The 20,156-nt window shown below is 71.7% G+C and carries 12 protein-coding genes; 4 read left to right on the top strand and 8 right to left on the bottom strand.

From position 1 onward, the window contains the following. The first annotated feature begins 675 nt into the window (after positions 1-675). On the top strand, positions 676-2,166 hold the full coding sequence (locus ACIGXO_RS29680) for an MFS transporter (protein WP_399792914.1): 1,491 nt from the start codon (positions 676-678) through the stop codon (positions 2,164-2,166). Positions 2,167-2,197: 31 nt separating this feature from the next. On the opposite strand, the gene ACIGXO_RS29675 is transcribed toward ACIGXO_RS29680, so the two are convergent. Together ACIGXO_RS29675 and ACIGXO_RS29670 are read right to left on the bottom strand one after the other, a co-directional pair. Then, complete coding sequence (locus tag ACIGXO_RS29675; protein WP_399792912.1) at positions 2,198-3,166, bottom strand: phosphotransferase; 969 nt, start codon at positions 3,164-3,166, stop codon at positions 2,198-2,200. 141 nt (positions 3,167-3,307) lie between these two features. Next, on the bottom strand, positions 3,308-4,198 hold the full coding sequence (locus ACIGXO_RS29670; RefSeq protein ID WP_399792910.1) for a helix-turn-helix domain-containing protein: 891 nt from the start codon (positions 4,196-4,198) through the stop codon (positions 3,308-3,310). 227 nt (positions 4,199-4,425) lie between these two features. Here ACIGXO_RS29670 and ACIGXO_RS29665 point away from each other — a divergent pair, with 227 nt between their 5' ends. Beyond that, on the top strand, positions 4,426-6,183 hold the full coding sequence (locus tag ACIGXO_RS29665; RefSeq protein WP_399792908.1) for a beta-galactosidase family protein: 1,758 nt from the start codon (positions 4,426-4,428) through the stop codon (positions 6,181-6,183). A 25-nt stretch (positions 6,184-6,208) separates the two neighbouring features. Here ACIGXO_RS29665 and ACIGXO_RS29660 read toward each other — a convergent pair whose 3' ends face one another. After that, the gene (locus ACIGXO_RS29660; protein ID WP_399792907.1) at positions 6,209-9,301 is read right to left on the bottom strand and encodes an endo-alpha-N-acetylgalactosaminidase family protein; all 3,093 of its coding nucleotides are present in this window, start codon (positions 9,299-9,301) and stop codon (positions 6,209-6,211) included. 164 nt (positions 9,302-9,465) lie between these two features. Next, the gene (locus tag ACIGXO_RS29655) at positions 9,466-10,272 is read right to left on the bottom strand and encodes a S1 family peptidase (protein ID WP_399792905.1); all 807 of its coding nucleotides are present in this window, start codon (positions 10,270-10,272) and stop codon (positions 9,466-9,468) included. Positions 10,273-10,552: 280 nt separating this feature from the next. Between ACIGXO_RS29655 and ACIGXO_RS29650 the strand changes: the two genes are divergently transcribed. After that, positions 10,553-11,461, top strand: a complete 909-nt coding sequence (locus ACIGXO_RS29650) for a hypothetical protein (RefSeq protein ID WP_399792903.1) — start codon at positions 10,553-10,555, stop codon at positions 11,459-11,461. A gap of 16 nt (positions 11,462-11,477) precedes the next feature. On the opposite strand, the gene ACIGXO_RS29645 is transcribed toward ACIGXO_RS29650, so the two are convergent. After that, positions 11,478-12,221, bottom strand: coding sequence for an MBL fold metallo-hydrolase (locus tag ACIGXO_RS29645; protein ID WP_399792901.1), 744 nt, complete (start codon positions 12,219-12,221; stop codon positions 11,478-11,480). Between the two features lie 129 nt (positions 12,222-12,350). On the opposite strand from ACIGXO_RS29645, the gene ACIGXO_RS29640 reads away from it, so the two are divergent. After that, positions 12,351-12,824 carry a PPOX class F420-dependent oxidoreductase gene (locus ACIGXO_RS29640; RefSeq protein ID WP_399792899.1) on the top strand — a complete coding sequence of 158 codons (474 nt, stop codon included), beginning with the start codon at positions 12,351-12,353 and terminating at the stop codon, positions 12,822-12,824. Positions 12,825-12,952: 128 nt separating this feature from the next. Here the strand turns inward: ACIGXO_RS29640 and ACIGXO_RS29635 are convergent, their stop codons facing one another. From ACIGXO_RS29635 to ACIGXO_RS29625, 3 genes are all read right to left on the bottom strand, one after another. Continuing rightward, a complete protein-coding gene (locus ACIGXO_RS29635) occupies positions 12,953-14,413 on the bottom strand; it encodes a glutamate synthase subunit beta (RefSeq protein WP_399792897.1) in 1,461 nt (486 codons plus the stop codon). Further along, on the bottom strand, positions 14,406-19,019 hold the full coding sequence (gene gltB / locus ACIGXO_RS29630) for a glutamate synthase large subunit (protein ID WP_399792895.1): 4,614 nt from the start codon (positions 19,017-19,019) through the stop codon (positions 14,406-14,408). The genes ACIGXO_RS29635 and gltB overlap by 8 nt, the downstream gene beginning before the upstream one ends. 300 nt (positions 19,020-19,319) lie before the next feature. Further along, positions 19,320-20,060 (bottom strand): VIT1/CCC1 transporter family protein, encoded by a 741-nt coding sequence (locus tag ACIGXO_RS29625; RefSeq protein WP_399792893.1) that lies wholly within the window; start codon positions 20,058-20,060, stop codon positions 19,320-19,322. Between the last annotated feature and the right edge of the window lie 96 nt (positions 20,061-20,156).

The raw sequence follows: 20,156 nt of genomic DNA, 5'->3' as shown, positions 1-20,156 counted from the left end.
GACATCGGTGGGTTCCCAGACATCGGTCGGTTCGCGGACATCGGCGGGTGAGCGGCACGGGGAGCGCGGAGCGCGGAGAACGACGGAGAGCGGAGTGCGGCGGGGAGCAGAGTGCGGCGGAGTGCGGCGGAGAGCGGCGGAGAGCAGAGTGCGGATGTGGAAGGCGTACGGACGTGGAAGGCGTGCGGACGGTACGGGGCCGGACAAGCGCGGACGGCTCGGAGCCTCGGCGGACAGCGGAGTCCCAGAGACTCGGAGCTCCTGCAGACCCCGGAGACCCGGATCCTCAGGCCCCCGGAGCCCCAGCGGACCCCAAAGCCCCAACACAGACCCCGGAGCCCCTGGAGGACCGGAGCCCCCGCCCCAACAACATCCGCGTGGCTTCACACGCTTCGGTTCCGGTCAGTGCCCTCGGGCGGCGGAGGGGTTGGCTTCTCTCAGTGCCAGAAATCTAAGGGCTTAAGTAATTGCCCGCAAGGGTCCCGGGAGAAAAATTTGCCGGGGCCAGACCCTTGACTTCCACACCCCTTGAGTCGGTAGAACTTAAGCCCTAAGACACTTGGCGCTTACGTACGGGACTCCCCCAGCTCCCGGCGCCCTCTGCGCCCGCCCACTCCCCCCTTTTCCCTCCCCATCCCTCGCCCGTGCCTCGCGCCGGGTCTGGAGGAATCCCGGATGAGAATCGACGCATCTCCGGACCGTGACGCCGACGCCTTCCGCGCCGGCATCGCCGCCCGGTTCGAACGTCTCCCCCTGTCCCGCTGGCACGTCACCGTCCGCATCGTCATCGGCGTGGTGACCTTCTTCGAAGCCTTCGACCAGCTGCTCATCGCCTACGCCATGCCTGAGCTGCGCCAGGAGTGGCACCTCACGGACGGTGACGCCACCGCCGTCCTCACCATCGGTTCCCTCGGCATGCTCATCGGCGCGCTCTTCTCGGGGCGGATGGCGGACCGCATCGGGCGCGTGAAGATCATCGCGATCTGCATCGGCGTGTCCGGGCTGGCCTCGCTCGCGCTGGCCCTGAGCCCGTCGCCGACGCCCTTCATGCTGCTGCGCTTCGTACAGGGCCTGGCGATCGGCGGTGAAGTGCCCGTCGCCGCGACGTTCATCAGCGAGATCACCCGCAGCTTCAAGCGCGGCCGCTTCGTGCTGCTGTACGAACTGGTCTTCCCCGCCGGCCTCACGATCGGGGCGGTGGCGGCGGCGTGGATCGTGCCGGCGCTGGGCTGGCGCTGGATGTACGCCGTGGCGGCCGTGCCGGGGCTGCTGTGCATCCTCGTGCAGCGCACCGTCCCCGAGTCGCCGCGCTGGCTCGCCGACCGCGGCCGGCTGCGGGAGGCCGAGGCGACGATGGACCTGATCGAGGCGAAGGTCGCCGCGGCGACGGGAGCCCCGCTCCCGCCGGTCACCATGGACGAAACGCCCAGTACCACCAGTGCCACCAGCACAAGCACAAGTACAAGCACGTCAACCAGTACACGTACTGCCGTCCCCACAATCCCTACGGTCCCCACTGTCCCCGCCACCCCCGCCGAAGCCGCCGCGACCGGCGTGAAGGGGCTGTTCACGGGGCGTTACCGGCGGCGGACGCTGGTCATCGGGGCGCTCTGGTTCACCGGCTACTTCGTCAATTACGGCATCACGTCCTGGCTGCCGACGATCTACGGCAAGCAGTACGGGCTGTCGCTCTCCGACGCGCTGCTGTACTCGACGGTCACCTCGGTCGCCGGTTTCTTCGGCTGTCTGCTGGTCGCGCTCACGGTCGACCTGATCGGGCGGCGCAAGGTCTTCGCGTTCTTCCTCGGCGGAGCGGCCGCGCTGCTGATCGTGCTCGGCGCGCTCGGTGCCGGTACGCCCGTGCAGGTACTGGTGTGGACCTCGCTCGCCGCGGTCTGTTTCTTCGGCTCGAACATCTGCCTGTACCTCTATACGCCCGAGCTGTACCCGACGCGGATGCGCGCGCTGGGGTGCAGCGTCGGCGGCGCGCTCAACCGGCTCGGGGTGATTCTCGGTCCGGTCGTGGTGGGGGCGATCTACGCGAGCGGGGGCCAGGTTTCCGCGGTCTTCGTGACGCTGGGAGGGGTGGCCCTCGTGGGCGCGCTGGCCGCCGCGTTCTTCGCCGAGGAGACCACGAACCGGCCGCTCGAGGAGGTGTCCCCGTAAGGGCTGTACGTGTCCTGGAACGCCTCGGCTGTCAGTGGCAGCCGAGGCGTTCCAGGACGCGTACGGCCTGGCCGGGGAGGGTGTCCGGCGGGTTGCGGGGGCGAGCGGCGCGTGCGTCGCTCCACAGGAGGAAGAGCCAGACGACGGTGCAGAGCCGGCGGGCGTCGCGCAGGCGGGCGGTCTCGGACCGGGTGAGGTCGAAGTGGGCGAGGAGGGCCTCGGCGGGGAGGTGGCTGTCGGACCAGGCGGAGACGTGTTCGGTGATCTCGGCGAGTTCGAAGGCCCGGTCGCTGCGGCCGCTGTCCTCGAAGTCGACGAGCCGCACGCGGGCGGCGCCTCCCCCGCTCCCTTCCCCAACCCCTCCTCCGCTCCCTCCTCCGCTCCCTTCCGCGCTCGCTTCCCCGTCCCCTTCCGCGCCCCCTCCCCCGCTCCCTTCCCCGTCCCAGAGGTAGTTGGCGAGGTTGCCGTCCGCGAAGCCCAGTACGGGCGGCGGTTCGGCAGCGGCCAGCCGGTGCGGGTCCGGGCCCGCGAGCCAGCGGGCCCCCTCGCCGAAGGCCCGCTCCACCAGGGGGTCGGGGTGCGGTCCCGGCCTGGCGTCGTACCAGGTGCGCAGGGTGGCCGCCGCTTCTCCCGCGTACCAGGGCCGGGGCGGTACGGCAGTCAGCACCTGCCGGGGCACTGCCTCATGGAGGCGGGTCACGGCGGCGGCGACGGCCGCTGTCTGCGTGGCGTCCAGGTGTGTGCCGCGCAGTGGTGTGCCGGGGAGCCGGGTCATGGTGATGCTCGGTGGTTCGGCGGTGAGCGCGCAGGTCAGCGGCCGCGGGGCGAGGCCGGGGGCGTGTTCGGCGAGCAGGGTGAGGCCGCGCCATTCGCGTTCGTGTTCGCCGCGGTCCCAGCTGCTGAAGCGCTTGGTGACGCGGTCCGCGTGGAAGGTGATGGCGTGCTTCGTGGTGAGGTCGGCCATGACGCTCACCCTCTCCCACTCACCCGCGTCGGTCATGGGACTCCCCCTCTCCCACCCACCGGCATCAGTCACGAGACTCCCCCTCTCCCACCCACCCGCGTCAGTCACGAGACTCCCCCTCTCCCACCCACCCGCGTCAGTCACGAGACTCCCCCTCTCCCACTCCCCCACCGGTCATCACCCCGTCCCGCTCACCACCGGTGGGTCGTCCGGGTCCGGGATGCGGGTGGACCAGCCGCCCGGGACCGCGCGGCCCTGTTGGGTGCGGAAGCGGACCGGTGCGGTGCCGACTCTTCGGGTGAAGAGGCGGCTGAAGTAGGCGGGGTCGTCGTAGCCGACCCGGCGGGCCACGGCGGCGACGGGGAGTTCGGTGGCGGCGAGGAGTTCCTTGGCGCGGCCGAGGCGGATGCCGAGGAGGTAGTCCTTGGGGCTGCAGCCGGCGCCGCGGCGTACTGCGATGCGGAGTTCGGCGGGGCTCATTCCGTGGCGGGCTGCGTGTTCGGCGACGGAGAGCGGGAGGAAGGCGTCGCGGGCGAGGGCCTGGAGGACGGGGTCGCCGTCGGCGTCGGTGTCGGCGCGTGCGCGGCGCAGGGCGACGAGGAGTTCGTGGACGGCGGCGGAGGTCTCGACTTCGAGGAGGGGGTTGCCGCGGCGGGCCGCGCGGGCGATGCGGCCGATGGCGGCGCGGGCGGCGGCGGTGTCGGCGAGCGGGACGAGCGGCCGGTCGGGGCGGGGTTCTATGTAGCCGAGTTCGGTGTACGTGGTGGCGGCGGGGCCGGTGAAGTCGACGAAGCTCTCGTCCCAGCCGGTGTCCGGGTCGGCGCCGTAGTGGTGCGGGACGCCGGGGGTGAGCCAGAGGAGGGCGGGTGCGGTGACGGGGTGCCGGGTGCCGTCGGGGTCCGCGTACCAGCCGCTGCCCGCGTGGAGGATCACGGCCACGTGGTGGTCGAGGGTGCGCGGGCCGACGGCGGGCAGCGTGCCGTGCTGGAGGCCGACGCCGAGGCAGACCAGGCCGAGCCGGTGGTGGACCGGGCTCGGTGTGAAGTAGCGCATCCAGGTGCGGTACACGCGGGCTCCTTCCGTCGGCCGGCCGCCTTCCCCCGCCGCCCGGGACGTTCCGTCCAAACAACGCCGATCTTTGTCCATGGACCGCCCGCCCCGCCAGGGGGTGAGCTGGACGCGACGCGAGCCGGGGCGGGAGCGACGGGACGGACGACGTGGTGGATGACGCGGCGAATGGCGTGACGACAGGCGGACATCGGCGGCGGGAATTCGCTGTCGGGGAACGGGAGTTCATGCTGGACGGGCGGCCCGTGCGGCTGCTGTCCGGCGCGCTGCACTACTTCCGGGTGCACGAGGGCCACTGGGACCACCGGCTGGCGATGCTGCGGGCGATGGGCCTGAACTGTGTGGAGACGTATGTGCCCTGGAATCTGCACGAGCCGCGCCCGGGCGAGTTCCGGGAGTCGGCGGCGCTCGGCCGGTTCCTGGACGCGGCGCGGCGGGCGGGGCTGCTGGCGATCGTCCGGCCCGGCCCGTACATCTGCGCCGAGTGGGAGAACGGCGGGCTGCCGCACTGGCTGACCGGGCCGCTGGGGCGGCGGGTGCGGACGCGCGATCCGGAGTATCTGCGGGCGGTGGACGGGTGGCTGGCGGCGGTGCTGCCGCAGGTGGTGGACCGGCAGTGCGACCGCGGCGGCCCGGTGATCATGGTGCAGGTCGAGAACGAGTACGGCTCGTACGGCTCGGACGCCGCCTACCTCGCGCATCTCACCGACCGGCTGCGCGCGCTCGGGATCACCGTGCCGCTGTTCACCTCCGACGGGCCGGAGGACCACATGCTGACGGGCGGGAGCGTGCCGGGCGTGCTCGCGACGGTCAACTTCGGGTCCGGCGCGCGGGAGGCGTTCGCGACGCTGCGCCGCCACCGGCCGGACGGGCCGCTGATGTGCATGGAGTTCTGGTGCGGATGGTTCTCCCACTGGAGCGCCGGGCCGGACGGAGGAGAGGCCGCGGCCGCGCGGGACGCGGAGGACGCCGCGGCCGCGCTGCGCGAGGTCCTGGAGTGCGGTGCGTCGGTGAACGTCTACATGGCGCACGGCGGGACGAGTTTCGGCGGCTGGGCGGGGGCGAACCGGGACGGGGCGCTGCAGGACGGCGCGCTGCTGCCGACCGTGACGTCGTACGACTACGACGCGCCCGTCGACGAGCGCGGCCGGCCGACGGCGAAGTTCTGGCGGTTCCGGGAGGTGCTGGAGCCGTACGCCGACGGGCCGCTGCCGGAGCCGCCCGCGCCGCAGCCGGTGCTGGCCGGGCCCGCGGCCGTGCGCCTGACGGGGTGGGTGCCGCTGGACGCGGTGCTCGACGGGCTGGGCGGCCCTGAGGTCGAATCCGGCGTCCCGCCGACGTTCGAGGAGCTGGACGTGGACCGCGGGGTGGTGCGGTACCGGCTCTCGGTCCCGGGGCCGCGGGAGCCGTACGAGCTGAGGGTGCGCGGTCTGCGCGACCGCGCGGTGACGTTCGTGGACGGCGCGCCGGGGCCCGTACTGGCGGACGAGGACGAGGACGCGGTGCTCGGTCCGGTGGCCGGGCCCGCGGAGGTCGAGCTGTGGGTCGAGTCGCTGGGGCGGGTCAACTACGGGCCGCGGCTGGGTGAGCCGAAGGGGATCACGGGCGGGGTGCTGCACGAGCGGCAGTACGTGCACGGGGTACGGGCGCGGGGGCTGCGGCTGGACGCGCTGGAGGACGCGGGGGCGGTGCGGAAGCTGCCCTTCGGGGCGGGCGCCGGGGCCGGGGCGCGCGGGCTGCATCGCGGGACCGTCACCGTGCCGGCCGGCGGTGTCGGTGACGCGCTGCTCGAACTGCCCGGCTGGACGCGGGGCTTCGTGTGGGTGGGCGGCTTCCCGCTGGGGCGGTACTGGTCGACCGGGCCGCAGCACGCGTTGTACGTACCGGGCCCGTGTCTGCGTGAGGGACCGAACGAGGTCCTGATACTGGAGCTGGAGGGCGCCGGACAGGGACAGGGCGCGGGGGCGCCTCGGCTGGTGCCGTGAAGCCCGGCTCCGGCGCCCCGGAGCCTCACACCTCCCTGACCTCGAACGCATCCAGCACGAACTCCGCCGTCCCGTCGTCACCGGTCTTCCGCAGTCCCACCCACGCCTCGCCCTTCTCCGGCGCGGTGAACTCGTAGGAGTGGACGGTGGGTCCGGTGGCGACGGGCAGCGGCTCGCGGCTCAGCTCGCGCGCCCCCGGGTCGTCCACCGCCGTCACCCAGGCGTACTGGTCCGCCTTCTCGTTCTCGTACCGGAAGGTGACCCGGTAGCGGCGCCCCGGCGCGAAGCGCACGGTGTGCGGCACGGTCCGGTAGACCAGTCCGCCGTTCTCGCCGCGCGACTTCAGCGACTGGCCGCCGTCGATCACGTCGTCGATGGCCTTGCCGTTCCAGCCGCGCTGGGTGTACGGCGCGTGCCGCTGGGCGATGTGGGTGCGCGGGTCGTTCGCGCCGCCCGCGTCGCCCTTCACGAAGACGCCCCAGCCCTGCGGCACGTGCTCGAAGTCCTCGTAGGCGAGGGTCCCGTCCTTCGCCGTGCGGGAGGCGGCCACCACCCGTACGTTGTCGAACCGCACCCGCGCCTTCCCCGCCGCGGCCTTGAGGGCCAGCGTCACCGGGCCGCCGCCCTCGGGCACGGTGAAGCAAGTGAACATCCGCTGGAAGCGGGTGCCGTGCTTGCGGTCGGCGCCGACGTAGTTGCCGGCCGTGGAGGTCTCGGTCCAGTTGGCGGCGGTGACCCCGTCGGCGGTGCGTACCGTCAGCTCGGCGCGGCGCCGCTCCCCCGCCTTCTCGCCGACCTCGACCTGCACGGATGCCGCGTACGTGCCGGGCGCGAGCCGGTCCAGGCGGCGTGCGACGGCCGCCGCGCCACCGGCGCCGATCACCAGCTCGTAGTCGCCCAGCGCGCTCGCGCGGACCGTGGCCGGGCCGCTGACCTGCCAGCCGTCGAGCGTGCCGGAGTGGAAGCCGGGGTCGGCGAGGCCGGTGCCCTCGCCCCAGCGGGGTGGCTCCTGGGCCTCGGCCCGCTCCTTGCGCACGACGTACGGGACGCCGGCCGCGGCCTCGATGGTGACCTTGCCGCCCTTGACCGGCAGCCGCTTCTCGTCGGCGCGGCCCTGGTCGGTGAGGCGGTACAGGTACACCGCTTCGGTCGTCCAGCCGCGCGGCAGCGTCCAGGTCGTCGTGCCGCCCTTGGGGTGGTAGTGGTAGAGCTTCTGCGGGTCGGTGGCGCGGCGCGGTTCCCACGGGAGCAGGTAGGTGCCGTCGTCGTAGACCAGGCGGCCGTCGGTGGTGATGCGGCGCTTGCCGCCGTCGGCGTCGGAGACGGCCGTGCGGGCCGGGCCCTCGAAGGTGATCTCGTGGTCGGTCCAGGTCCTGATCGGGTACGCCTGGAGGTACTTGGCGGGCAGCGCGTCCCGCCAGATGATCGTGCAGAAGGCGTGCCAGTCGGTCTTGCCGACCCAGCCCTCGAAGGCGCCCATGCGGGGCGCGCCGAGCAGCGTCGGCCACTTGTCGGCGAAGACGTCCTTGTGGTGGTTGCGCAGGAAGCGGATCAGCTTGCTGTTGATGCCGCGGGAGGTGTCGCCGCCGTAGTCGGTCTCGTTGGCCCAGTGCGACCACAGCGAGGAGCGCTCCAGGCCGTGGCCCCACTCGGTGGTGATCAGCCAGCCCTGGTCGCGGAGGTGGCGCTGGAGCCGGTCGGAGTTCCAGCCGGACTCGCGGAAGACGTCGATGTAGAGCATGTTCAGGGCCGGGTCGGTCTCGTCGCGCAGCTGCTGAAAGCGGGCGGCGATGTCGCCGGAGACCAGGTCGCGGCGGGCGTTGATGCGGTAGGACTGGTCGAGCCAGTCCCACTGCTCGTTGTTCTTGTCGACGAGCGTCTCGGAGAAGGCGTGCGCGACGGGGTAGGACTCGGTGGCGTTGACGTGGACGGCGAAGTCACTGTTCCACTTCTTTCCGGCGCGGACCAGGGCGTTGAGGTCCGCGAGGCCGCCCGCGCGGGTGTTGTAGTTGCCGCCGTAGTCGGGGTGCGCGGAGTCGTGGCCCTCGGACTGGTAGCCCTTGAGGAGGGTGAACTGCCGGAGTCCGTCCGTCGCGAGGGAGATCCGCTTGACGTTGTCGAGGGTGGCGAGGAACGGGTTGGTGGCCTGGCTGGCGAAGTTGAAGGGGATGTGCGGGACGACGCGCAGGTGCTGTTCGTCCGCGCCGAGCGGCATGACCATGATGTCGCGCAGCGCGATGGCGGCGTCCTGCCAGTCGACGCGGCCGTCGCCGTTGCGGTCGCGGGTGAGGATCACGGTGGCGTACGGCAGCGGTTCGGTGGCGTCCAGGGGCGCGGTGGCCGCGCGGTGGGTCCACTGGCCGCACGCGAGCCGCGCCTCGACGTAGCCGTCGCGCTGTACGGTCTGCCGCCAGAGCCGGCCGTTCTCCCAGGTGGTGGCCCCGGACGGCTTGTCGTAGACGGTGTTGGTCTCCAGCGCGGCGGCCAGCCGGTCGGTGGCGAGGACGGCGTACGCGCAGCCGAGCGGCGCCGCGTCGGCGGGCGTACCGTCCGTAACCTGTACGAGGGTGTCGCCGCTCTTGGCCTTGTCCAGCTCGATGCGGGCCGCGAGGAGCGTCGCGCCGGGCTGGTCGCTGCGCACGCTGAGCAGCGCGAGCGCGGGGATCTGCAGGGTGCCGACGCGCAGCGCGGCGGTGTCGGCGATCTTGGTGACCCGCCAGTGGACCTGCCATCCCTCGACGGCGATCTCCACGCCGATCTCGGTGCCGCCGTCGAAGGCGAGGGTGTAGGCGATGCGGTCACCGGACGGGCGGGCGGTGACCTTTGGGGTGCGGGCCGTGCCGTCGATGACGACCTCGGTGACCGGCTCGGCCTGGCCGTGCAGCACGGCGCCGGTAGCGGTGTCGGTGTACGCGAGGACGCGCGGGAAGGCGGTGTCCACGCGGACCTGGAGCCGTTCGGAGCGGAGCACGGCCTCGCCCGCCCGGGGTGCCGCGTGTGCGGAGGCCGCGCCGAGGGGCAGCGCGGTGCCGAGCGCGGCGAGGGCGGTGCCCGCGACGACGGTCCTGCGGCTGGGCCTGCGGCTGGGCCTGCGCTCGTCACCTGTCGGTTCGTTCACGCGCACTGTCCTCCTTCGCACCGGCACTGCTGTCGCCGGACAGCGTGCTGCCCGTGCGGCGGATGCGCCCATGGACAAAGGAGGGACAGGTGTTGGACTAACGGGACGGCCCCGGCACCACGGCATGCGCCGGGCACCGGGGCCTCCCCGGGACTGCGCGGCGGTCAGCCGCCCAGCTGTTCAGCGCCCTTCTTGATGTCCGCGGCGAACGCGCTCACCTCGGTGTACACACCGGGCTTGCCCGGCCGCGCGCAGCCCTCGCCCCAGCTGACGATGCCGACCTGGAGCCACTCGCCGGCGTCGTCCTTGCGGAACATCGGGCCGCCGGAGTCACCCTGGCAGGTGTCCACGCCGCCGGTGTCCAGCAGGCCGGCGCAGATCTCGTCGCCGGGCGTCAGGTCGGCGCCGTACGCCTTCTCGCAGGTGGCGTCGTCGACGAACGGCACCTGGGCCTTGAGCAGGTAGCGCTGCTGTTTGCCGCCCTCCTTGTCGGCGCCCCACCCGGCTATGGTGAAGTCGCCGTTGTTGAGCTTGTCGTCCTGCGCGATCTTCAGGGTGGGGAGCTTCTCGACCGGCTTGGCCAGCTTGATCAGCGCCCAGTCCTTGCCCTTGCCGTCGTAGCCCGGAGCCTGCAGGACCTCGGTGGACTTCACCTTCACGGCGGCGGAGTCCTTGAGGTCGACGACGCCGGCGGTGGCCGTGATCGAGGTGTTCGGGCCGCTGCCGTCCACGCAGTGGGCGGCGGTCAGGACGACGTCCTTGGCGTACAGGGCGCCGCCGCAGCCCATCGACAGCCGCACCATGAACGGGAATTCGCCCTGCTGGGCGCGGGTGCCGCCGACGACCGTCGGGGAGTCGCCGCCGTCGCGGGCGGGGGTCGCGGCGCCGGCCGTGCCGGGCTGGAGGCTGACGGCCGCGAGGGCCACGGCCGCGACGGCGGTCGCTCTCTTGATGTGCTTCAGGTAGCTCAACGGGCTTCCTTTCGTGGGGGGTTGCACGTCTATGACGGGCCCATGCCAACACCGGAGCCGGTGAACACCACCGCACGGAACAAGAACCGGCAAAAACATCCGGCAAAAACGGCAGCACACGAAAGGCGTCCGGACCCAGTGGGGGTGAGCCCGTAAAGCGCCCTGCGATTATGTGGAACGCGCGACAAGTGTGACAAGAGTGCCCAGCTGTCCAATTCCCTTACCACCGCGGGCAGTACGACCCGTACCGTCCCGATACGCGCGCCCGTACAGTGGTCGGGTGGCAGTGGGAGGCACCCGTCCCGGCAGCGAGGTCGTGCACGGCTATCCGCATCTGGAGACGGTCCGGGCGGCCGTGACCGCGCTGTACAAACGGATGTCGTACGACACCGTGCGCACCTTCGAGACCGCCGTGCCGCCCGTCGACGCGGCCTTCGGCGACGAGGAGGACCTGCACCTGGGCGTGCAGCGGGTGGCCCGGGCGATGGTGGCGCATCTGCGGCTGCCGGACGCCCGCATGATCGTCTCCTTCCGCGGGATGCGGCACGCCGCGAACGTCGAACTGACCGCGGGACCCGAGTACTTCATCGAGCTCAACGACCGCTTCCGCCGGCACCGCAGGGACATCGCCGCCGCCCTGGCGCACGAGGTGATGCACATCTACCTGCACCGCCTCGGCCTGTCCTTCCCCGGCACGCACGCCAACGAGGTCCTCACCGACACCGCGACCGCCTACCTCGGCGCGGGCTGGCTGCTGCTGGACGCCTACCGCGAGCACGGCACGTCCTCGCAGAAGCTGGGCTACCTCACCCCCGAGGAGTTCGGCTACGTCCTCGCCAAGCGGGCGCTGTTCTTCGGCGAGGACCCGGCGCCGTGGTTCACCAGCCCGCAGGCGTACGACGCCTACCGCGCGGGGCGGCTGCGGGCGCTGCAGGACACCCGGCAGCCGCCGCTGGCCGCCGCGGGCCGGGCCGACCGGTGGCGGTACGCGAAGGACCGGCGCGCCGCCCGCACACCGCGCCGCGCCGCCGGCCCGCCGCCGGACGCCGGCTACGTCTTCGACGGGCCGGGCCCGCTCCGCGTCTCCTTCCCCTGCCCGACCTGCCACCAGCGCATCCGGCTCCCGGTGCGCGGCGCGCTCCGCGCACGGTGCGCGCTGTGCCGTACGGAGCTGGAGTGCGACACGTAGCACCGCTGTCCCGCGGCTACAGCCAGTCGGTCTCGGGTGTGGCCGCCGCCAGCGTGGCCGCCGCGTTCTCGGTGACCGGTTCGCCGTGCGGTACGCACACCACCTCGACCCGCTCCAGCGCGGCCAGCCGCCGGAACGAGGCGATGGCCTGCTCCCGGTCGACGTTGAACGGGCCGAGCACCGCGCGGCCCTCCCCGGTACCGATGATGTCCCCGGGGAAGAGGACACCGGACTCCGGCAGGTGCAGGGCGATCCCGCCGGGCGTGTGGCCGCGGGTGGCGAGCACGTGCACGGGCTCGCCCCACCCCTCCAGCACATCGCCGTCGTGCAGTTCGGTGTCCACTGCGACGGGGCGCGGCGGTTCGATGCCGGACTCCGCGAGGCCCGCCATGACCTTCTCGTGCAGGAGGCGTTCGGCGGCGGTGAGGACCGGCTCCGGCTCCGGCACCTCCCCGCGGATGACCGGGGCGTCGGGCGCGCCCGCCAGCACGGTGGCGCCGGTGGCCGCCGCGAGGTCGGCGGCCGAACCGGTGTGGTCGAGGTGGGAGTGGGTCAGCACGATCTGCCGGACGTCCTCGGGGCGCCCGCCGAGCCCGGCCAGCGCCGCCAGGACCGCCGGCGCCGAACCGGACACCCCGGTGTCCACCAGGGCGAACCCGGGCCGCCCGGCAGCCCCGCCGGCCGGCAGCCGTACGGCGTACACATGGCCCACGGGGAAGGGCAGTTGCCATATCGAAGGGGTGAGCTGCTGAGGTCTCATACGGTGAAGCTAGGGCGACCGGCCGCCGCGGGCCGGTCCTTCCGCTGTGGGCTGAGCCCCGGGCGCGGCCCCCGTCATGCCGTGCGCCGATGGGCGTTCGAGCACGCTCCAGCGCCTAGGCTCGGCCGTATGAGCCCTTCCATCGCGACGAACAAGAGGGTCGAACTCCCCGAGCTGCTGGAGTTCGTCCGCCCCCGGCACCGCGCCATCCTGCTGACCCGCCGGTCCGACGGCACCCCCCAGGGCTCGCCGCTGACCTGCGGCGTGGACGACTCGGGCCGGATCGTGATCTCGACGTACCCGGAGCGCGCCAAGGTGCGCAACGCCCGCCGCGCGCCGTCCGTCAGCGTGATCGTCCTCTCCGACGAGTGGAACGGCCCCTGGGTGCAGGTCGACGGCGAGGCCGAGGTCATCGACGCGCCGGACTCGGTCGAGCCGCTGGTGGAGTACTTCCGCAACATCTCCGGCGAGCACCCGGACTGGGACGAGTACCGCGAGGCCATGCGCAAGCAGGGCAAGTCCATCATCCGCATCACGCCCCGCCGCTGGGGCCCGATCGCCACGGGCGGCTTCCCGGCCCGGCTGGTGGAAGACGAGGACTGAGCGCCTGACACCGGCGCCGGACGCACTTGCGGCGCCTGCCCTCACCGGTCGGGGAAGGGGCAGGCGCCGCGTTGTTCCGCACTCCGTTGTGCGGGACATTCAGGGGTGACGGTGTGTCACACAGTGCGTCACACGGTCAGTGCGCGGTCCGTCGGCTTGATCGGAGCGGGCAGCGAGGACGCGCCGGTCAGGAAGCGGTCCACGCCCTTGGCCGCGGAGCGGCCCTCGGCGATGGCCCACACGATCAGCGACTGGCCGCGGCCCGCGTCACCGGCGACGAACACACCGGGGACGTTGGTCTCGAACTCGGCGTTGCGCGCGATGTTGCCGCGCTCGTCCAGCTCCAGGCCGAACTGCTCGACGAGGCCGTTCTCCTTGTCGGTACCGGTGAAGCCCATCGCGAGGGTGACCAGCTGAGCGGGGATCTTCCGCTCGGTGCCGGGCTTCTGCTCGAGCTTGCCGTCCTTGAACTCCACCTCGACCAGGTGCAGCCACTGGACGTTGCCGTCCTCGTCGCCCTCGAAGTGGGTGGTGTTGACGGAGTAGATCCGCTCGCCGCCCTCCTCGTGCGCGGAGGTGACCTTGTAGAGCATCGGGAAGGTCGGCCAGGGCTGGTTCTCGTTCCGCTCCTCGCCCGGCTTGGGCATGATCTCCAGCTGGGTCACGGAGGCCGCGCCCTGGCGGTGCGCCGTACCGACGCAGTCCGCGCCGGTGTCACCGCCGCCGATGACCACGACGTGCTTGCCCTCGGCGGAGATCGGGGACGTGGTGAGGTCGCCCTCCTGGACCTTGTTCGCGAGCGGGAGGTACTCCATCGCGAAGTGGATGCCCTTGAGGTCGCGGCCGGGCACCGGCAGGTCGCGGGAGGTGGTCGAGCCCGCGGCGATCACGACGGCGTCGTAGCGACGGCGCAGCTTCGCCGCGTCGATGTCGCGGCCGATCTCCGTCTCGGTGCGGAACTTGGTGCCCTCCGCGCGCATCTGCTCGATGCGGCGGTTGATGTGCCGCTTCTCCATCTTGAACTCGGGGATGCCGTAGCGGAGGAGACCACCGATACGGTCCGCGCGCTCGTAGACGGCGACGGTGTGACCCGCGCGGGTCAGCTGCTGGGCCGCGGCGAGACCCGCCGGGCCCGAGCCGATGACGGCGACGGTCTTGCCGGACAGGCGCTCGGGCGGCTGCGGGGTGACGTCCCCGTTGTCCCACGCCTTGTCGATGATGGAGACCTCGACGTTCTTGATGGTCACCGGCGGCTGGTTGATGCCCAGCACGCAGGCGGCCTCGCACGGCGCGGGGCAGAGGCGACCGGTGAACTCCGGGAAGTTGTTGGTCGCGTGCAGCCGCTCGCTCGCGGCCTCCCAGTCGTTGCGGTACGCGTAGTCGTTCCACTCGGGGATGAGGTTCCCCAGCGGACAGCCGTTGTGGCAGAACGGGATGCCGCAGTCCATGCAGCGCGACGCCTGCTTGCTGATGATCGGCAGCAGGGAGCCGGGCCGGTAGACCTCGTTCCAGTCCTTGACCCGCTCCTCGACAGGACGGGTCTCGGCGACCTCGCGGTCGTGGTTCAGGAAGCCCTTGGGGTCAGCCATTGGTCGCCGCCTCCATCATCTTCTCGTGGGTCTCGGACTCGGAGAGTCCGGCCTGCTCAGCGGCGTCCTTGGCGGCGAGCACTGCCTTGTACGTGGGCGGGATGACCTTGCTGAAGCGCGCGGCAGCGGCATCCCAGTCGGCGAGGAGCTTCTCGGCGACGGTGGAGCCGGTCTCCTCCTGGTGGCGGCGCACCACGTCGTGCAGCCACTGCTTGTCGGTCTCGTCCAGCGTGTCGTGGACCGCGGAGACGAGCTCCTTGTTGACGTTGGCCTTGTCCAGGTCGATGACGTAGGCGAAACCGCCGGACATGCCGGCCGCGAAGTTGCGGCCCGTCTCGCCGAGCACGACCGCGTTGCCGCCGGTCATGTACTCGCAGCCGTGGTCGCCCACGCCCTCGGAGACCACCGTGGCGCCGGAGTTGCGGACGCAGAAGCGCTCGCCGACCTTGCCGCGGAGGAACAGCTCGCCGCCGGTGGCGCCGTAGGCGAGGGTGTTGCCCGCGATCGTGGAGTACTCGGCCAGGTGGTCGGCGCCGCGGTCCGGGCGGACGATGACGCGGCCGCCGGACAGGCCCTTGCCGACGTAGTCGTTGGCGTCGCCCTCCAGGCGGAGGGTGACACCCTTCGGCAGGAACGCGCCGAAGGACTGGCCGGCCGAGCCGGTGAAGGTGATGTCGATGGTGTCGTCGGGCAGGCCCGCGCCACCGAACTTCTTCGTCACCTCGTGGCCCAGCATGGTGCCGACCGTGCGGTTGATGTTGCGGATGGCGACCTGCGCCCGTACGGGCTGGGCCTGCTCCGCGGTGTCCGCGGCGAGCGCGTCGGCGGAGAGCTTGATCAGCTCGTTGTCGAGCGCCTTCTCCAGGCCGTGGTCCTGCACCGTGATCTGGTGGCGGACGGCGCCCTCGGGCAGCTCGGGCACGTGCAGCAGCGGGGCCAGGTCCAGGCCCTGCGCCTTCCAGTGGTTCACGGCCTTGGTGGTGTCCAGCAGCTCGGCGTGGCCGACGGCCTCCTCCAGCGTGCGGAAGCCCAGCTCGGCGAGGAGCTCGCGGACCTCCTCGGCGATGAACTGGAAGAAGTTCACGACGTACTCGGCCTTGCCGCTGAACCGGTCGCGCAGCGTCGGGTTCTGCGTGGCGATGCCGACCGGGCAGGTGTCCAGGTGGCAGACGCGCATCATGACGCAGCCGGAGACCACCAGCGGGGCGGTCGCGAAGCCGTACTCCTCGGCGCCCAGCAGGGCGGCGATGACCACGTCGCGGCCGGTCTTCAGCTGGCCGTCGGTCTGCACGACGATGCGGTCGCGCAGGCCGTTGAGCAGCAGCGTCTGCTGGGTCTCGGCGAGGCCGAGCTCCCAGGGGCCGCCCGCGTGCTTCAGCGAGGTGAGCGGGGAGGCACCCGTACCGCCGTCGTGGCCGGAGATCAGGACCACGTCCGCGTGCGCCTTGGAGACACCCGCGGCGACCGTGCCGACGCCGACCTCGGAGACCAGCTTCACGTGGATGCGGGCCTGCGGGTTGGCGTTCTTGAGGTCGTGGATCAGCTGAGCCAGGTCCTCGATGGAGTAGATGTCGTGGTGCGGCGGCGGGGAGATCAGGCCCACGCCCGGCGTCGAGTGACGCGTCTTGGCGACCCACGGGTAGACCTTGTGGCCGGGCAGCTGACCGCCCTCACCGGGCTTGGCGCCCTGGGCCATCTTGATCTGGATGTCGTCGGAGTTGACCAGGTACTCGGACGTCACGCCGAAGCGGCCGGAGGCGACCTGCTTGATGGACGAGCGGCGCGCCGGGTCGTACAGGCGCTCCGGGTCCTCGCCGCCCTCACCGGTGTTGGACTTGCCGCCCAGCTGGTTCATGGCGATGGCGAGGGTCTCGTGCGCCTCCTGCGAGATGGAGCCGTACGACATGGCGCCGGTGGAGAACCGCTTGACGATCTCGCTGACCGGCTCGACCTCCTCGATCGGGATCGAGGGGCGGTCGGATTTGAAGCCGAACAGGCCGCGCAGCGTCATCAGCCGCTCGGACTGCTCGTTGACCCGCTCGGTGTACTTCTTGAAGATGTCGTACCGGCCCGAGCGCGCGGAGTGCTGCAGGCGGAAGACGGTCTCCGGGTCGAACAGGTGCGGCTCGCCCTCACGGCGCCACTGGTACTCGCCGCCGATGTCCAGCGCGCGGTGCGCCGGGGCGATGCCGGAGGCCGGGTACGCCTTGGCGTGCCGCTGGGCGACCTCCTTGGCGATGATGTCCAGGCCCGCGCCGCCGATCTTGGTGGCGGTGCCGTGGAAGTAGGTGTCGACGAACTCCTCGTCCAGGCCGACGGCCTCGAAGACCTGCGCGCCGCGGTAGGAGGCGACGGTGGAGATGCCCATCTTGGACATCACCTTCAGGACGCCCTTGCCGAGCGCCTTGATCAGGTTCTTGATGGCGGTCTCGGCCTCGACGTCGGACAGGAAGGTGCCGGCGCGGACCAGGTCCTCGACGGACTCCATGGCCAGGTACGGGTTGACCGCGGCGGCGCCGTAGCCGATCAGCAGCGCGACGTGGTGCACCTCGCGGACGTCACCGGCCTCGACGAGCAGACCCACCTGGGTGCGCTGCTTCGTACGGATGAGGTGGTGGTGGACGGCCGAGGTGAGCAGCAGCGACGGGATCGGCGCGTGCTCGGCGTCGGAGTGCCGGTCGGACAGCACGATCAGACGCGCGCCGTCCTCGATGGCGGCCTCGGCCTCGGCGCAGATCTCCTCGATCCGGGCCGCGAGAGCCTCGCCGCCGCCGTGCACGCGGTACAGGCCGGAGAGGGTGACGGCCGTCATCCCCGGCATGTCGCCGTCGGCGTTGATGTGGATGAGCTTGGCCAGCTCATCGTTGTCGATCACCGGGAAGGGCAGGGTGACGCTGCGGCAGGAGGCCGCGGTCGGCTCCAGGAGGTTGCCCTGCGGGCCCAGCGAGGAGATCAGCGAGGTGACGAGCTCCTCGCGGATGGCGTCCAGCGGCGGGTTGGTGACCTGCGCGAACAGCTGGGTGAAGTAGTCGAAGAGCAGCCGGGGACGCTCGGAGAGCGCGGCGATCGGCGAGTCCGTGCCCATCGAACCGATGGGCTCGGCACCGGCCTTGGCCATCGGCGCGAGGAGGACGCGCAGCTCCTCCTCGGTGTAGCCGAAGGTCTGCTGGCGGCGGGTGACCGAGGCGTGGGTGTGCACGATGTGCTCGCGCTCGGGGAGGTCCTCGAGCTCGATCTCGCCGGCCTCCAGCCACTCCGCGTACGGGTGCTCGGCGGCGAGGGCGCCCTTGATCTCGTCGTCCTCGATGATGCGGTGCTCGGCGGTGTCCACGAGGAACATCCGGCCGGGCTGCAGACGGCCCTTGCGGACGACCTTGGCGGGGTCGATGTCCAGGACGCCGACCTCGGAGGAGAGCACGACGAGGCCGTCGTCGGTGACCCAGTAACGCCCGGGGCGCAGGCCGTTGCGGTCCAGGACCGCGCCGACCTGGGTGCCGTCGGTGAAGGTGACGCAGGCCGGGCCGTCCCAGGGCTCCATCATCGTGGAGTGGTACTGGTAGAAGGCGCGCCGGGCCGGGTCCATGGAGGGGCTGTTCTCCCACGCCTCCGGGACCATCATCAGCACGGAGTGCGGCAGCGAGCGGCCGCCGAGGTGGAGCAGCTCCAGGACCTCGTCGAAGGACGCGGAGTCCGAGGCGTCCGGCGTGCAGACGGGGAACAGGCGATCCAGCGTCTCGGTGGCCTCGCCGAAGAGCTTGCTGGAGAGCTGGGACTCGCGGGCGCGCATCCAGTTGCGGTTGCCCTTGACCGTGTTGATCTCGCCGTTGTGCGCGACGAAGCGGTACGGGTGGGCCAGCGGCCAGCTCGGGAAGGTGTTGGTGGAGAACCGCGAGTGGACCAGCGCAATGGCGGTGGCGAACCGGCGGTCGGAGAGGTCCGGGAAGAACGGCTCCAGCTGCCCGGTGGTCAGCATGCCCTTGTACACGATCGTGCGCGCGGACAGCGACGGGAAGTACACGCCGGCCTCGCGCTCGGCACGCTTGCGCAGCGCGAACGCCTTGCGGTCCAGCGCGATGCCCGTGTTCTCGCCGTCGGCGACGAACAGCTGGGAGAAGGCGGGCATGGTGGCGCGGGCGCCGTTGCCGAGCAGCTGCGGGGCGACGGGCACGACACGCCAGCCGAGGACGTTCAGCCCCTCCTCGGACGCGATCGTCTCGATCTTCGAGACGGCGGCCTGGGCCTCCTCGGCGTCCGAGGGGAGGAAGGCGATGCCCGCGGCGTAGGCGCCGGCCTCGGGCAGCTCGAACGTGACGTTCTCGCGCAGGAAGGCGTCGGGGATCTGGAGCAGGATGCCCGCGCCGTCGCCGGAGTCGGGCTCGGAGCCGGTGGCGCCGCGGTGTTCGAGGTTCCGCAGGACGGTCAGCGCCTGTTCGACCAGTGCGTGGCTCGCCTCGCCGGTGAGGGTCGCGACAAAGCCGACGCCACAGGCGTCGTGCTCGTTACGCGGGTCGTACATCCCCTGCTGGGCGGGGCGCCCGTCCATGGGCGACCAGGCGGCGCTGGTAGCGCTGCCGGTGGTCGCGGAGTGCGTGGACGCGGAACGCATCGGCTCTCCCAACGTCGTCGTGGCATGTGCAGTGCCGAGGGACGACGTTGGCCCTCCGCGAAATTTTGCGTGCAGGTTACAGGATGACCCCGATCTCGTGAATCGGATAGGGGCTTCCAGCATGCGGACACCGCGCAGGGCGGTGGATCAAGAACGCGGTGGACAGACCTCATCATCGTCCGACAGCGCGGGTTTGCCGGCGAGGCGACATTGCCTCCGGCGCCAGAGCCTTATGCCCGCTGTACCAAAACTGAAACCGCGAGGTAACAGGTTAATTATGCGTCTGCACGCATAGGGGCGTCACCCTACGGCGGTTCCGAACAGCGCGCCCAGGACGTACGTCACACCCGCGGCGGCACCGCCGAGGGCCAGTTGGCGCAGTCCGCTGTACCACCAGGACCGGGCCGTCACCCGTGCAACGACCGCACCGCACCCGAAAAGTCCCAGCAGCGCGAGGACCACGGCGGGCCACAGCGCGGAGGCGCCCAGCAGGTACGGGAGGACCGGCAGCAGCGCGCCCAGCGCGAAGGAGCCGAAGGAGGACGCGGCGGCGACCAGCGGCGAGGGCAGGTCGGACGGGTCGATGCCCAGCTCCTCGCGGGCATGGATCTCCAGCGCCTGCTCCGGATCCTTGGAGAGCTGCGCGGCAACCTCGCGGGCGAGCTTCGGCTCCACCCCGCGCGACTCGTACAGCGCGGCCAGCTCGTCCTGCTCGTCCTTGGGGTGCTTGCGCAGCTCACGGCGCTCGATGGCCAGCTCGGCCTCGACCAGCTCGCGCTGCGAGGCGACCGAGGTGTACTCCCCGGCGGCCATCGAGAAGGCGCCGGCGGCCAGCCCGGCCAGCCCCGTAATGATGATCGTCTGCTGCGACACCGAGCCGCCGGCCACACCCGTCATCAGGGCGAGGTTCGACACCAGCCCGTCCATGGCGCCGAAGACCGCCGGCCGCAGCCAGCCGCCGTTCACGTCACGGTGCGTGTGGTTGTCACGGTGGGCGACATGCGTCGGAGCCGACGCGTCCATGACATCAATGACGGACATAGGGACCTCTCCCTCCCTCGCGAGGTGTGGGCCGATGAGCGGCACTTCCCCCTGCAACACCTCGAAGTTAGGCGCCTCACACCCCTTCGCGCTAGC

The organism is Streptomyces sp. NPDC053542 (assembly GCF_044544685.1).
In the GTDB taxonomy this organism is placed as follows: Bacteria; Actinomycetota; Actinomycetes; order Streptomycetales; family Streptomycetaceae; genus Streptomyces.
The sequence above is the reverse complement of the archived record's forward strand: the minus strand, read 5'-3'. Positions and strand labels throughout refer to the sequence as shown.